Genomic DNA, 14,707 nt, shown 5'->3' on the forward strand with positions numbered 1-14,707 from the left:
CTAGGAAGATTATATGAAAGAAAAATCTAAACCGATAGCCGTTATTTTGATTCGTTCTGGATCTCGAGGCTTAGTGGATAAAAATATTAAACCACTTGCAGGTAAACCCTTGGTTTTCTATACTATAGAGGCCGCTCTAGCCTCCAAGTTATTTAGTGAAATATGGGTATCATCAGATTCTCCCACCTATCTGGAACTCTGTCGTCAATCCTATCCAGAAATTTGCTGTGCCCACAGACCAAAAGAACTGGCTTTGTCAACAACTTCTAGTCTAGCAACTTTATGCGATTTTTTACAACCCTTTGAAGAGAATCAAGTATTCGTTAATTTACAGGTGACTTCACCTTTGAGAGAGGTAAATCACCTTATCGAATCCTATCAGCTCTACTGCAAGTCTGGGGCAGATCATTTGATTTCCTGTGTCAAGGCAGATAAGAGTCGTAGCCTTTACTTGCAGTTGGAAGAGTCATCCTTTATCCGTCCGCCTCAAGTTTCCAAGCACTATGCTCGTCAGAAAGAGCCTCTTTACTATTATCCCAACGGAAGTATTTGGATTTCTCGTAAGGATCTTTACCTGCGGGATGAGACCTTTTATACAGATAAGACAGTAGCTTATGAAATGCCAAAGCTCTATTCTTATGATATCGATGATGAGTTGGATTTTGAGGTCGTGGAGATTTTGTTGCAACGTCACAACTTAGGTAAGAAAATAAGATAAAATGCCTCATCGTTGTTAGAATAAACTTGCACATAAAGATTGGCTACCCTATGAAGAGTTCAAGGATGAAACTAGTTTTCACGTTTTTTCTTGACTCTTTTTTTGGTTGTGATATAATTAACCAGTAAATAATTTTGCACAGAATAGTATTTTCTCTTAAAAAAGAGAAATCCAAAAGGAAAGGAGTCAGATATGAGACAGCTAGCTAAGGATATTGATGCTTTTTTAAATGAGGTAATTTTGCAGGCAGAAAATCAGCATGAAATTCTAATAGGTCATTGCACTAGCGAGGTGGCACTGACCAATACTCAGGAGCACATTCTCATGCTTTTGTCAGAGGAATCTTTAACAAATTCAGAATTGGCGCGTCGTCTCAATGTCAGTCAGGCGGCAGTTACCAAGGCCATTAAGTCTTTGGTCAAGGAAGGAATGTTGGAAACATCTAAAGATCCTAAGGATGCGCGTGTGATTTTTTATCAGTTGACTGATTTGGCTCGTCCAATCGCTGAGGAGCACCATCATCACCATGAGCATACACTTTTAACCTATGAACAAGTGGCGACTCAGTTTACTCCAAATGAACAAAAAGTGATTCAGCGGTTTTTGACTGCTTTAGTAGGAGAAATCAAATAATGAGATATATTACGGTAGAGGATTTATCCTTCTATTATGATAAGGAGCCAGTTCTTGAACATATCAATTATAGTGTTGATAGTGGGGAATTTGTTACCTTGACAGGGGAGAATGGGGCAGCTAAGACGACACTGATTAAGGCCAGTCTTGGAATCCTTCAGCCACGCATTGGAAAGGTGACTATTTCAACGACAAATACGCAGGGTAAGAAATTGAGAATAGCCTATCTTCCTCAACAGATTGCCAGTTTTAACGCAGGTTTTCCAAGTACGGTTTATGAATTTGTCAAGTCAGGTCGCTATCCACGAAAGGGGTGGTTCCGTCGTTTGAATGCTCATGATGAAGAGCATATCAAGGCTAGTCTAGACTCAGTTGGCATGTGGGAACACCGAGACAAACGCTTGGGGTCTCTATCTGGAGGACAAAAGCAGCGAGCGGTGATTGCGCGCATGTTTGCTTCGGATCCGGATGTATTTATCCTAGATGAGCCGACAACGGGGATGGATGCAGGAAGTAAAAATGAATTTTATGAACTCATGCACCACAGCGCCCATCATCATGGTAAGGCTGTTTTGATGATTACACATGACCCTGAAGAAGTTAAGGACTATGCGGACCGCAATATCCATCTAGTCCGTAATCAAGACTCGCCATGGCGTTGTTTCAACGTTCATGAGAATGACCAGGAGGTGGGCCATGCTTAGTTTATTATCTTACGACTTTATGCAACGCGCCTTTCTGGCTGTTATTGCTATGAGTCTTTTCTCGCCGGTATTGGGAACCTTCCTTATCTTGCGTCGTCAGAGTTTGATGAGTGATACCCTCAGCCACGTCTCGCTTTCGGGTGTAGCCTTTGGTCTGGTTCTGGGGATTTCTCCGACTATTTCTACGATTGCTATTGTCTTGATTGCGGCAGTCTTCCTGGAGTATCTCCGTACGGTTTACAAGAACTTTATGGAAATCGGGACAGCTATCCTCATGTCAACAGGTCTGGCTGTTTCTCTGATTGTCATGAGCAAGGGTAAAAGCTCTAGTTCTATGAGTTTGGACCAGTACCTTTTCGGCTCAATCGTGACTATTAGCGAAGAGCAGGTCATTTCCCTCTTTGTCATTGCGGCGGTTGTCTTGATTTTGACCTTCCTCTTCCTTCGTCCTATGTATATCCTGACCTTTGATGAGGATACGGCTTTTGTGGATGGCTTGCCAGTTCGTACCATGTCCATTCTTTTTAACATGGTGACGGGGGTGGCCATTGCCCTTATGATTCCAGCTGCGGGAGCTCTTCTGGTATCGACCATTATGGTCTTGCCAGCTAGTATTGCCCTGCGTCTGGGGAAAAACTTTAAATCGGTTATGCTGCTTGCCAGTGCTATTGGATTTTTGGGAATGGTAGCAGGACTTTACATTTCCTACTATGCGGAAACACCTGCAAGTGCAAGTATTACCATTATTTTTGTAACTGTTTTCTTGCTAATCAGTTTAGTAAGACGTTTTATCAAATAGGAGATGAACATGAAAAAAATTAGCTTATTACTCGCCAGTCTATGTGCCTTGTTTTTAGTGGCTTGTTCCAATCAAAAGCAGGCAGATGGCAAACTAAATATTGTGACAACCTTTTACCCTGTCTATGAATTTACCAAGCAAGTCGCAGGAGATACGGCTAATGTAGAGCTCCTAATCGGTGCTGGTACAGAACCCCATGAATATGAACCGTCTGCCAAGGCAGTTGCCAAAATCCAAGATGCAGATACCTTCGTTTATGAAAATGAAAACATGGAAACATGGGTTCCTAAATTGCTAGATACCTTGGATAAGAAAAAGGTCAAAACCATCAAGGCGACAGGCGATATGTTGCTTTTGCCAGGTGGTGAGGAAGAAGAGGGAGACCATGACCATGGAGAAGAAGGCCATCACCATGAGTACGATCCCCATGTTTGGTTATCACCAGTTCGTGCCATTAAACTAGTAGAGCACATCCGTGACAGCTTGTCAGCAGATTATCCTGATAAAAAAGAGACTTTTGAGAAGAATGCAGCTGCCTATATCGAAAAATTACAAGCCTTGGATAAGGCTTATGCAGAAGGCTTGTCTCAAGCCAAACAAAAGAGCTTTGTAACGCAACACGCAGCCTTTAACTATCTCGCCTTGGACTATGGACTCAAACAAGTCGCTATCTCAGGACTTTCTCCAGATGCCGAGCCATCAGCTGCTCGTTTGGCAGAATTGACAGAGTACGTCAAGAAAAATAAAATTGCCTATATCTACTTTGAGGAAAATGCTTCACAAGCCCTTGCTAACACACTTTCAAAAGAGGCAGGTGTCAAAACAGATGTCCTCAATCCTTTAGAAAGTCTGACAGAAGAGGACACCAAGGCTGGAGAAAACTACATTTCCGTGATGGAGAAAAACCTCAAGGCTCTGAAACAAACAACGGACCAAGAAGGCCCAGCAATTGAGCCTGAAAAGGCAGAGGATACCAAGACAGTTCAAAATGGTTACTTTGAAGATGCAGATGTCAAGGACCGCACCTTGAGTGACTATGCAGGTAACTGGCAATCAGTTTATCCTTTCCTTGAAGATGGAACCTTTGACCAAGTCTTTGACTACAAGGCTAAGTTGACTGGTAAGATGACTCAGGCTGAGTACAAGGCCTACTATACAAAAGGCTATCAGACAGATGTGACTAAGATTAACATTACTGATAACACTATGGAATTTGTTCAAGGTGGACAAAGCAAGAAATATACTTACAAGTATGTTGGTAAGAAAATCTTGACTTACAAGAAAGGAAATCGTGGTGTGCGCTTCCTCTTTGAAGCCACAGATGCTGATGCTGGACAATTCAAGTATGTTCAGTTTAGTGACCACAATATCGCCCCAGTTAAGGCAGAACATTTCCATATCTTCTTTGGAGGCACAAGCCAAGAAGCCCTCTTTGAAGAAATGGATAACTGGCCAACCTACTACCCAGATAACCTATCTGGACAAGAAATCGCCCAAGAAATGTTGGCGCATTGATGAGAAACCGACTAGTTCATAGGAGCTAGTCGGTTTTTTGAAATAGGGGCTGATGTGTAGCCCATTTCATGTGTCGGCGGATAGCCTATAGCTGTTATCTTTGGTAGATGCAATTTTGTTTCAAGGAGCAGAGTGTCATATTTGAAAAGGATCTTATAAATAATAATCAAATTTCACTCCTTTTAAAAATGTTTGTTAGACATTTCACAAATGATTGAAAACGAATACAAAAAGTAATATAATGATGTTAAATATATAGCGCGAAGGCGCAGGAGGAAAATTATATGGCTACATTTTATGTTCCGGCAGTCAACCTTATTGGAAAAGGTGTTGTAAATGAAGTGGGTCCTTATATCAAGGAACTTGGCTATAAAAAGGCGCTTTTGGTGACAGATAAGTTCATCGAAGGAAGTGACATTTTGCCTAAGGTTTTAAAACCGCTAGATGCAGAAGGAATCGAATATGTCATCTTTAGCGATGTAGAGCCAAACCCTACTTGTAAGAATGTCACAGATGGGGTAGCTGCTTTGCAAGAACATGGCTGTGACTTTATCATCAGTCTTGGTGGTGGGTCTCCACAGGATGCAGCTAGTTGTATCTCTATCATGGCTACAAATGGTGGAAAACCACAGGATTATGAAGGGCTTCATAAGTCTGCTAAAAAAGGCTTGCCAGTTGTGGCTATCAATACAACGGCAGGAACTTCTGCAGAAATTACCATTAACTATGTGATTACTGATGAAGAACGCAAGGTTAAGATGGTAATGGTTGACAAGAATAGCCTTGCACTTATCTCTGTTAATGACCCTGAATTGATGATTTCAAAACCTCAAGCTTTGACTGCTGCTACTGGTATGGATGCTCTGACTCACGCTGTTGAAGCTCTGGTAACACCTGGTGCTTATGATGTGACCAAGAAATTATCTATCGGAGCAATTGAGCTTATCAAGGAATACCTTCCTCGTGCTGTAGCAAATGGACACGATATTGAAGCGCGTGAAGGTATGGTCAATGCCATCTTCCTTGGTGGTATGAGCTTTAACAATGCAGGTCTGGGCTATGTTCACTCAATGGCTCACCAACTCGGCGCAGTATATAACTTGCCACACGGTGTTTGTTGTGCCATGTTGCTACCAGTTATAGAACGTGAAAATGCTAAACGTGTACCAGAAGCTTTCCGTAATGTTGCCAAGGCCTTGGGACTTCATGTAGAAGGTAAATCAGATGAAGAGTGTGCCGATTATGCAATTGCTGAGATTGAGAAGCTTTCTGAGATAGTAGGCATTCCTAAGAAATTGACTGAACTTGGTATTGAAGAAAAAGATTTCGACTTTGAATACCTTTCTAAGAACGCCTTGATTGATGCCTGCGCACCAGGAAATCCATTCATGCCAACCTTAGAAGAAACGATTGAGTTTTATAAAGAGTTGTTTTAGCAAGAGATTAGACGACAATAGGACAATTCACCTCTAATTATTGACATTTCAGGAAAAATCGCAGTAAAAACTGCACATCCTTCTTTAAATGTGCTATAATACAGAAAAAAATAATGATGGAGGTCGTCGCGATGATAACAACATTTTTGATGATTTTTGTGGTGGTTTGTGTGCTCCTATTGGTGATAGTCACACTGAGTACAGTTTATGTGGTTCGTCAGCAGTCGGTGGCGATTATTGAACGCTTTGGGAAATACCAAAAGGTTGCCAATAGCGGTATTCATATTCGGTTGCCTTTTGGGATTGACTCGATTGCAGCGCGGATTCAGTTGCGCTTGTTGCAAAGTGATATTGTGGTTGAGACTAAGACCAAGGACAATGTGTTCGTTATGATGAATGTAGCGACTCAGTACCGTGTCAACGAGCAGAGCGTGACAGATGCCTACTATAAACTCATGCGTCCAGAATCTCAGATTAAATCTTATATCGAAGACGCTCTTCGCTCTTCTGTTCCAAAATTAACCTTGGATGAATTGTTTGAGAAAAAAGATGAGATTGCCCTTGAAGTTCAACACCAAGTGGCGGAAGAAATGACTACTTATGGTTATATTATCGTGAAAACCTTGATTACTAAGGTCGAACCAGATGCAGAAGTTAAGCAATCCATGAATGAAATCAATGCGGCGCAACGTAAGCGGGTCGCAGCGCAAGAATTGGCAGAAGCCGATAAGATTAAAATTGTCACTGCAGCGGAAGCCGAAGCAGAAAAAGACCGCCTCCATGGTGTGGGGATTGCCCAACAACGTAAGGCGATTGTGGATGGATTGGCAGAGTCTATCACAGAACTCAAGGAAGCCAATGTTGGCATGACAGAAGAGCAAATCATGTCCATTCTTTTAACCAACCAGTATTTGGATACCTTGAATACCTTTGCCTCTAAAGGAAATCAAACGATCTTTTTACCAAATACTCCAAATGGTGTAGATGATATCCGTACACAAATCTTGTCAGCCCTCCGCGCTGAGAAGAAATAATAGACCAAAGAGCTTGGCAACAGGCTCTTTTTGCGTAGCTCTTGTAGCTTTGAGGATTAAATCCTCCTCCACAAATTATAGAATCTTTTCTGAGTATTTAGGGAGTTATGGAGGAAGTATTGAAAGCGCTTTTGTTTTGTGATATAGTCAAATTGATAGACTTGTTTAAAGAGGAATGCTTGTATGAGAAGAGAAGAAGTTTTACGAAATCACTGGTTTTTTAGTCAAGAGGTGGGGAAAGAAGATGCCTTGGCATCGGATTTTCAGAGGGAAAATTGGCAGGCTATTCAAGTGCCATACGACTGGAGTATTTACAATGATTTTGACCAGTATTCGCCCGCGCAAAATGAGGGTGGTCAGCTAAATGGGGGTCAGGCCTGGTACCGGACGCAGTTTTACTTGGAAGAAGATGTCAGTCTTGTATCGGTGCGTTTGTTGTTTGATGGAGTTTACATGAATGCTCAAGTCTATATCAACGGGCAAGTGCTGGGTTATTATCCCAATGGCTACACACCCTTTTCTTATGATATCACGCCTTATCTAAGAAATGATGGGACGGCCAACCAGCTTGCGGTTTTTGTGGAAAATCAGCAACCTAGCAGTCGTTGGTATTCGGGTAGCGGTATTTACCGGGAAGTAAAATTGTTGATTACAGATGCAGTTCATCTGGATTTGTATGGGATTAAGATAGAAAGTCCCAAGCTAAAGGAACAAAGAGATGGATGGGTGGAAACTCAGCTTACAAGTAAGGTTTCAAATGATGGACCTCAGTCCGTGTCGGTGTATTTGGAGCAGAGTATCTGGTATGATGGACAACAGCTGTCAGACTGGCAGGCGACAGACTCTCTAGTGATTGAGTCTGGGGACAAATATTCTTTCCAACAAGCCATATCAATTTTCCAACCTTTTCTTTGGGATATTGACCATCCTCATCTCTATCAGTTGAAGACTCGCCTTTACAAAAATGGTATTTTAGTTGATGAAGAAGAGGAGACTTTTGGTTACCGTTATATGGATTGGCAAGCGGATAAGGGCTTCTTTCTAAATGGTCGCTGGCTGAAGATTCATGGAGTTTGTCTGCACCATGACTATGGATCTCTGGGAGCTGTGGAAAATAGGTCAGCTGCTGAGAGACGATTGCGCCAGATGAAGGAAATGGGCGTCAATGCGATTCGAATCACCCATAATCCAGCTAGTAGTATTTTGCTGGATCTGGCTGCTAAAATGGGCTTACTCATCCAAGAAGAAGCCTTTGATACCTGGTATGGAGGCAAGAAAGAATATGACTATGGTCGCTTTTTTGAGGAAGAAGCTACTCATCCAGAGGTGAAAGCAGGCGATTTCTGGTCAGATTACGATTTGCGAACTATGATCGAGCGTGGCAAGAATAATCCAGCGATTTTTATGTGGTCCTTGGGAAATGAAGTCAGCGAAGCAAATGGAGATGCTCATTCATTGAAGACGATCAAGCGCTTGCTAGAAAGGGTTAAGGAGGTTGATGATAGTCTTTTTGTGACCATGGGAATGGATCAGTTCCGCTTCGGAGATGGTTCTGGAGGTCATGAAAAGATTGCTGATTTGCTGGATGTGGTGGGCTTGAATTACTCGGAAGATAATATTGACGCGATTCGCAAAAGACATCCCAAGTGGCGACTTTATGGGTCTGAAACCTCATCGGCTACAAGGACGCGTGATAGCTATTTTCGCCCAGCTAAGGAATGGGTTGGGGATAATCGCCGCGTGAGGAATTTTGAACAGTCAGACTATGGCAATGATCGGGTTCCTTGGGGGAAGACAGCGACGGCTTCTTGGATAGCAGATCGAAATCGGCTAGACTATGCGGGTCAGTTTATCTGGACAGGAGTGGACTATATCGGTGAGCCGACTCCTTGGCACAATCAAAATGACACGCCTGTCAAGAGTTCCTATTTTGGGATCGTGGATACGGCAGGGATTCCTAAAAATGACTATTATCTCTACCAAAGTCAGTGGGTGGACCTAGATCAGCATCCCATGGTTCATATCCTGCCCCACTGGAATTGGGAAATCCACAAGAGTTATCAACAAGTTGTGGATAAGTATGGGGATATCCCGGTTCGAGTGTATTCAAATGCTGGTTCTGTAGAGCTATTTCTCAATGGAAAATCTCAAGGTAGGAAGACTTTTCAGGAGAAATGGACTTCAGATGGCAGAAAATACCAAGAGGGAGAAGGTTCTGAACAACTTTATCTCGAATGGAGTTTGGCTTATCAACCAGGAGAATTGCATGCTGTGGCCTATGACCGTCAAGGTCAGATTGTGGCAGAAGATAGGGTGGTGACTGCAGGTAAGCCAGCCAAAATCAGGTTACATGCCGAGAAAACACAACTGGAGTCAGATGGGCAAGACCTCCTTTATCTTTATTTTGATGTATTGGACAAGGATGGAAATTGGGTGCCGACTGCTTCCAATCAACTTCATTTTGAAATTGCAGGTCCTGCTCGTATTGTAGGAGTGGATAATGGTAGGCAGGCCAGTCGTGAACGTTACCAAGCCCAGAAAAATGGTCTGTTTAAGAGGAAAGCCTTCCATGGCAGAGGTGTCCTCTTAGTTCAGAGCTTGGAGCAGGTAGGTCAAGTGAGAGTAAAGGCCAGTGCTAGAGGGCTAGAGCCAGCAAGTTTTGATATCTTAGTAGGAGAGGCTTTTGATTGCCAGCCAGTGAAAAATAAGCGCTTGTTTGAGATTCGAGTGGACAAGCAGGCAGGATTACAAGAAGGAGATTCCCCAGCTATTGGACTTTATCCACAAACTGTGGATAACCCTGTGAACAAGGTGGGGAATAGTGAAGTGATTTGGGAGACGAGTGGTGGTGCCCACGCCATTATCAAGCGGGGAGTGCTTCATTGCTTGTCTGCAGGCGACGTGGCTATTCGCGCCATTTATCAAGGGAAGACCTATCAAACTCATTTGCAGGTGGCAGAAAATAACTCACTAGGGCAGGCAGTTTCTGTACGACCACTTCGCTTGTATACAGCTAAGGGGACTTATCCACAGCTGCCATCTTCAGTCTTGGTGGACTATGAGTCTGGCGATGCAAAACGAGTCAAGGTTGTTTGGGAGGAGATTCCTGAAGAAGATTTGGCAAGATTTCATGAGTTTACGGTATCTGGCCAGCTAGAGGGTTTGAATTTAAAGGCTTCTGCTCAGGTTTGTGTTCAAGGGATTTGTGCTATTGAGCCTGAAAGGATCTGGACGCTTGTCAAGGAAGCCCCACACTTACCAGACCGAGTCAAGCTAGTCTTATCAGATGGCAGACGAGATACGGCCAAGGTGACTTGGGATGAACTCAAGCCTCAAGTCTATGCTCAGGTAGGAGAATGTGTGCTCACAGGGCAGGTAGCGGGCTGTGAGTTGCAAGCAACAGTCACCATTCATGTGACAGATGCCAGTGTAGATGGAGAAGTTATTTCCAATCAGTGGACAGGGTCCAACCTGCCTCTGGTCTTTGCTTATCACTCAGAACCAAATCACCCAGCCTCTTACCTCAATGACAAGGTCATTGCTCGGAAGAAATCGACAGCCAATACTTGGATTGCCAAGTCAGAGAAAGCCAGCGTGGGCATTCTTTTTGGAGATGCAGGGATTTTAAAACCACGATTTGTGGATAACCTGACCTTGTATTATGTTGAAAATCAAGACTACGTGGCGGTGGATCCTACCTATATCGACTATTATGTAGGGAATGAGCCTACTTTACCTCGGACTCCCAACCATTTGGATAAGGTTTCCCTGCTCAAGCAAGAGCAGAATTGGCGACCTGTATCAGCTATCCGAAAAGTTTCAAGCGACAAGGATGAAGAGCTTCGTTTTGAATTTGACAAGGTGGAAACTTATGCCCTTCGTCTTCGATTTGAAGGCTTAGCAAGCCCTCTAGCGTTAACAGAATTGCAAGTACATGCCAAAAAAGTGAAGAAAAATGTAGATAGGAAATAGTATGGTAAGAGAAATAAAACCGCATGGGCCCTTGCCTAGTCAGGCCCAGCTAGCTTATTTAGAGGATGAACTAGCAGCCTTTATCCATTTTGGGCCCAATACCTTTTATGACCAGGAATGGGGGACAGGTCAGGAGGATCCTGAACGCTTTAACCCGACACAGTTAGACGCGCGTGAATGGGTTCGTGTGCTCAAGGAAACGGGCTTTAAAAAGTTGATTTTGGTGGTCAAGCACCACGACGGCTTTGTCCTCTATCCGACAGCTCACACAGATTATTCGGTCAAGGTCAGTCATTGGAGGAATGGAGAGGGGGACTTGCTCCTTGAAGTATCCCAAGCTGCCACAGAGTTTGATATGGATATGGGGGTCTACCTATCGCCTTGGGATGCTCACAGTCCTCTCTATCATGTGGAGCGAGAAGCGGACTATAATGCCTATTATTTGGCTCAGCTGAAGGAAATCTTATCAAATCCTGCCTATGGAAATGAAGGGAAATTTGCTGAGGTCTGGATGGATGGTGCCAGAGGAGAGGGTGCTCAAAAGGTCAATTATGAATTTGAGAAATGGTTTGAAACCATTCGTGACCTGCAGGGCGATTGCTTGATTTTTTCAACAGAAGGCACCAGCATCCGCTGGATTGGCAATGAAAGAGGGTATGCAGGTGATCCATTGTGGCAAAAGGTGAATCCTGACAAACTAGGAACAGAAGCAGAGCTGGACTATCTTCAGAACGGAGATCCCTCAGGCACTATTTTTTCAATCGGTGAGGCAGATGTTTCCATCCGGCCAGGTTGGTTTTACCATGAGGACCAGGATCCTAAGTCTCTTGAGGAGTTGGTCGAAATCTATTTTCACTCAGTGGGGAGAGGAACCCCGCTCCTACTTAATATTCCGCCGAATCAAGATGGGCTATTTGATGAAAAGGATATTGAACGACTTTATGAATTTGCGGCCTATCGCAATGAGCTCTATAAAGAAGATTTGGCTCTGGGAGCTAAGGTATCTGGTCCAGCTCTTTCCGCAGACTTTGCTTGTCACCATCTGACAGATGGCCTGGAAAGCAGCTCTTGGGCAAGCGATGCAGACTTGCCCATCCAGTTAGAACTCGACTTAGGATTTCCTAAAACTTTTGATGTCATTGAGTTAAGAGAAGATTTGAAGCTAGGGCAACGAATCGCTGCTTTTCATGTGCAAGTAGAGGTGGATGGCGTCTGGCAAGAATTTGGTACAGGCTTTACAGTTGGTCATAAGCGTCTCCTGCGAGGTCCGCTAGTAGAGGCACAGAAGGTGCGCGTGACGATTACAGAGGCACTATCTATGCCTGTATTGACTAAGATTTCCCTCTATAAAACTCCTAGCTTATCACAAAAAGAAGTTGTTCAGGGACTAGCATTTGCAGAAAAAAGCCTATCTGTGGCAAAAGGAGAGACTCTTCATTTTAGGATTGAACGTAGCGAAAGTAATACTCCTTTGGAGGCTAAGATTTCGATTCAGCCGGGGACAGGTGTCCATGGTGTCGCCTATCAGGACGAAATTCAAGTCCTTCAATTCCAAGCTGGGGAAAGCAAAAAAGATTTGTGTCTACCAACCCTGCACTTTGCTGCTGATCAGACTTTGGATTTCTATCTCAATTTGACTGTTGATGGACAGTTGGTTGATCAACTTCAAGTACAAGTTTCATAAAATAAAAGAGCCTTTGCACGATACAAAGGTTCTTTTGTCTACTAGCTAGTGACTTGGTAACCAGCTAAGTGTAAAGGTTAGTTGCTCAGCTTTTAAGAGGTCTTGGTGTTGAATGCTAGATACTGGTGCCTTGTTCAATCGGCATTCTTTTACAAAGTTAAAATGGCTGTGGTTTTGCTCAGAATGAATATCTAGCCATTTATTTTCTTTAGCTAGATAAATACGGAGGTGGTCAAAGAGAGGGATTCCGAGATCATAGCTGGGCTTGCCTGGACAGGTTGGATAGAATCCGAGAGCTGACCAGATGTACCAAGCAGAGAGACTGCCATTGTCTTCATCGCCAGGATAGGCTTCCCAACTTGGGTGAAAAGCTTTCTGACGGAGCGTCTTGATGAGAAGAGCAGTGTAGTCAGGGTAATCGCTGTAACGGAAGAGATAAGGAATGTGGAAGCTTGGCTGGTTGGAAATGGCGAGTTGTCCAAAAGGAGCAGTAGCCATCTCGCTCATTTCGTGAATCTCGTAGCCATAGCCTGTTGTCTCAAAGAGGGGAGCCTCCTGACAGGCTTTTAAAAGATAGTTGCTAAAGGCTTTTTTTCCACCCATAAGCTGGATCAAGCCTGGAATATCGTGGAGGACGCCTAAAGTTGCTTGGATGGCAGAGCATTCGGCATAGTCGCGTCCCCAACTATAAGGAGAGAAGTCAGGACGGAAGTTGCCTTGACTATCACGCGCTCGCATGTAACCTGTCTCAGAGTCAAATAGATGGCGGTAATTTTGTGATGCGGCCTTGTAGGTTTCAGCGATTTCTATTTTCCCTAGTTTTTCAGCACAGCTAGCGATACAAAAGTCACTATAGGCATAGTCTAGGGTGTGGCTGACGCTTTCGTAGTGGTCGGTAGAGAGGTAGCCTAGTTCTTGGTATTGGACTAGTCCGTGACGACCATTGATGCCGAGAGGGTCGGCCTTGCTGGCTGTTTCAAGCATGGCTTGGAGGAGTTCTTCTTCTAGGTCGGGGGCCATGTCCTTGCAGGCGCTATCTGCGATAATACCGTCTAAAAGTGTACCTGGCATCATACCCCGTTCATCTGGAGCCAGCCATTTTGGAAGGAAACCAGTATCGCGGTAGTTATTGAGAAATCCTTCTAAAAAGCGGTGGTAGTGTTCCGGTATGATAAGGGCAAAGAGGGGGAAGGTGGTTCGGAAGGTATCCCAGAAACCATTGTTGTTGAAGAGGACACCGGGCTTTACAGTTCCAGTAGCCAAATCTTTGTGGATGGCTTGCCCTGATTCATCAACCTCATAAAAAGTCTGAGGAAAGAGGAAGAGTCTGTAGAGACAGTGGTCAAAGAAGGTTCGGTTAGCTTCTCCTGTCTCTATAATGTTAAAACGATGGAGGAGATTTTCCCAATCCGCTTGGGCACTTGATTTACAGTTATCAAAATCTTCTTTAGGTAGATTAAGCAGTGCTTGAGAAGGAGAGATGAAAGAAGTCGCTAGCTGAATTTCAGCATGGCTATCTGCTAGGTCGATTCGCCAGTCTTCGCCTTCTTGGCTGATAGCAAGAATATCCGTATTCATTTGCAGAGCAGTGAACAGTATCAGTGGATTTTTGTTGGTTTCAGTTTTTCCTTCTTGTCGCAGGGCAAGATTCCTCTTATCTACTTGCTCTACTGTCAGTTCATCTGCTACGTGAAGATAGAGGGAGAGGGCTTTGCCTTGCTTTTGCTCCAAACGAATAGAAGCACCGTAGCAAGTCGGTGTGAGCTGGGTTTCAATCTGATAGCGCAGGGAGAAAATCTTCAGACAATGAGGTTGGAAAGAGGCCTTATCTATGTCATAGGAAGATTGGCGGTGAAAGAGGCTGTCTCCACCCAGTTGACCGATGATAGGTGTTAGAAGGAGCCAAGAGTAGTCTCCAATCCAAGGACTGGGCTGGTGGGTTAATCGAATCCCCTGAAAGATAGGCAGATGTGGATCAAAAAACCAAGAGCCCTCCTGGTCACTGGTCTGGGGTACAAAGTAATTCATCCCAAAAGGCACGCCTGTGTAAGGCAGGGTATTTCCCCGAGAAAAGGCATGCTTGCTGGCAGTTCCAAAGCGGGTATCGATGGTTTCAAGTAGTGGTTTCATGGTCTTTCCTTTAGCTGTTTTTCTACATTATATCAGAAAAATGGAGCCTTTAGATATGGGGTTCAAAAGAAAGCAATTTTGT

General features: G+C 43.9%; 10 protein-coding genes. 9 read left to right on the forward strand and 1 reads right to left on the reverse strand.

The features are described 5' to 3' along the window. Window positions 1-13 precede the first annotated feature (13 nt). From D8848_RS02930 to D8848_RS02970, 9 genes are all read left to right on the forward strand, one after another. Window positions 14-718 (forward strand): acylneuraminate cytidylyltransferase family protein, encoded by a 705-nt coding sequence (locus D8848_RS02930; protein ID WP_125443257.1) that lies wholly within the window; start codon window positions 14-16, stop codon window positions 716-718. 192 nt (window positions 719-910) lie between these two features. After that, the gene (adcR, locus tag D8848_RS02935; RefSeq protein WP_001249308.1) at window positions 911-1,351 is read left to right on the forward strand and encodes a zinc-dependent transcriptional regulator AdcR; all 441 of its coding nucleotides are present in this window, start codon (window positions 911-913) and stop codon (window positions 1,349-1,351) included. Next, the gene (locus D8848_RS02940) at window positions 1,351-2,055 is read left to right on the forward strand and encodes a metal ABC transporter ATP-binding protein (protein WP_125443258.1); all 705 of its coding nucleotides are present in this window, start codon (window positions 1,351-1,353) and stop codon (window positions 2,053-2,055) included. Before adcR ends, D8848_RS02940 begins: the two co-directional genes overlap by 1 nt. After that, entirely contained in the window at window positions 2,048-2,854 is an 807-nt protein-coding gene (locus D8848_RS02945) for a metal ABC transporter permease (protein ID WP_045612455.1), read from the forward strand. The genes D8848_RS02940 and D8848_RS02945 overlap by 8 nt, the downstream gene beginning before the upstream one ends. Window positions 2,855-2,863: 9 nt before the next feature. Beyond that, a complete protein-coding gene (gene adcA, locus D8848_RS02950) occupies window positions 2,864-4,369 on the forward strand; it encodes a zinc ABC transporter substrate-binding lipoprotein AdcA (protein WP_049543207.1) in 1,506 nt (501 codons plus the stop codon). Window positions 4,370-4,653: 284 nt separating this feature from the next. Continuing rightward, window positions 4,654-5,805: an iron-containing alcohol dehydrogenase gene (locus tag D8848_RS02955; protein ID WP_023947338.1), complete on the forward strand. Its 1,152-nt coding sequence runs from the start codon at window positions 4,654-4,656 to the stop codon at window positions 5,803-5,805. Between the two features lie 149 nt (window positions 5,806-5,954). Beyond that, entirely contained in the window at window positions 5,955-6,839 is an 885-nt protein-coding gene (locus D8848_RS02960) for an SPFH domain-containing protein (RefSeq protein ID WP_004235732.1), read from the forward strand. Between the two features lie 183 nt (window positions 6,840-7,022). After that, window positions 7,023-10,811, forward strand: coding sequence for a glycoside hydrolase family 2 TIM barrel-domain containing protein (locus tag D8848_RS02965; protein ID WP_125443259.1), 3,789 nt, complete (start codon window positions 7,023-7,025; stop codon window positions 10,809-10,811). 1 nt (window position 10,812) lies between these two features. Further along, window positions 10,813-12,495 carry an alpha-L-fucosidase gene (locus D8848_RS02970; RefSeq protein WP_125443260.1) on the forward strand — a complete coding sequence of 561 codons (1,683 nt, stop codon included), beginning with the start codon at window positions 10,813-10,815 and terminating at the stop codon, window positions 12,493-12,495. 45 nt (window positions 12,496-12,540) lie between these two features. Here the strand turns inward: D8848_RS02970 and D8848_RS02975 are convergent, their stop codons facing one another. Next, window positions 12,541-14,625: a GH92 family glycosyl hydrolase gene (locus tag D8848_RS02975; protein WP_125443261.1), complete on the reverse strand. Its 2,085-nt coding sequence runs from the start codon at window positions 14,623-14,625 to the stop codon at window positions 12,541-12,543. Between the last annotated feature and the right edge of the window lie 82 nt (window positions 14,626-14,707).

This window comes from Streptococcus mitis, assembly GCF_003942775.1.
In the GTDB taxonomy this organism is placed as follows: Bacteria; Bacillota; Bacilli; order Lactobacillales; family Streptococcaceae; genus Streptococcus; species Streptococcus mitis_CN.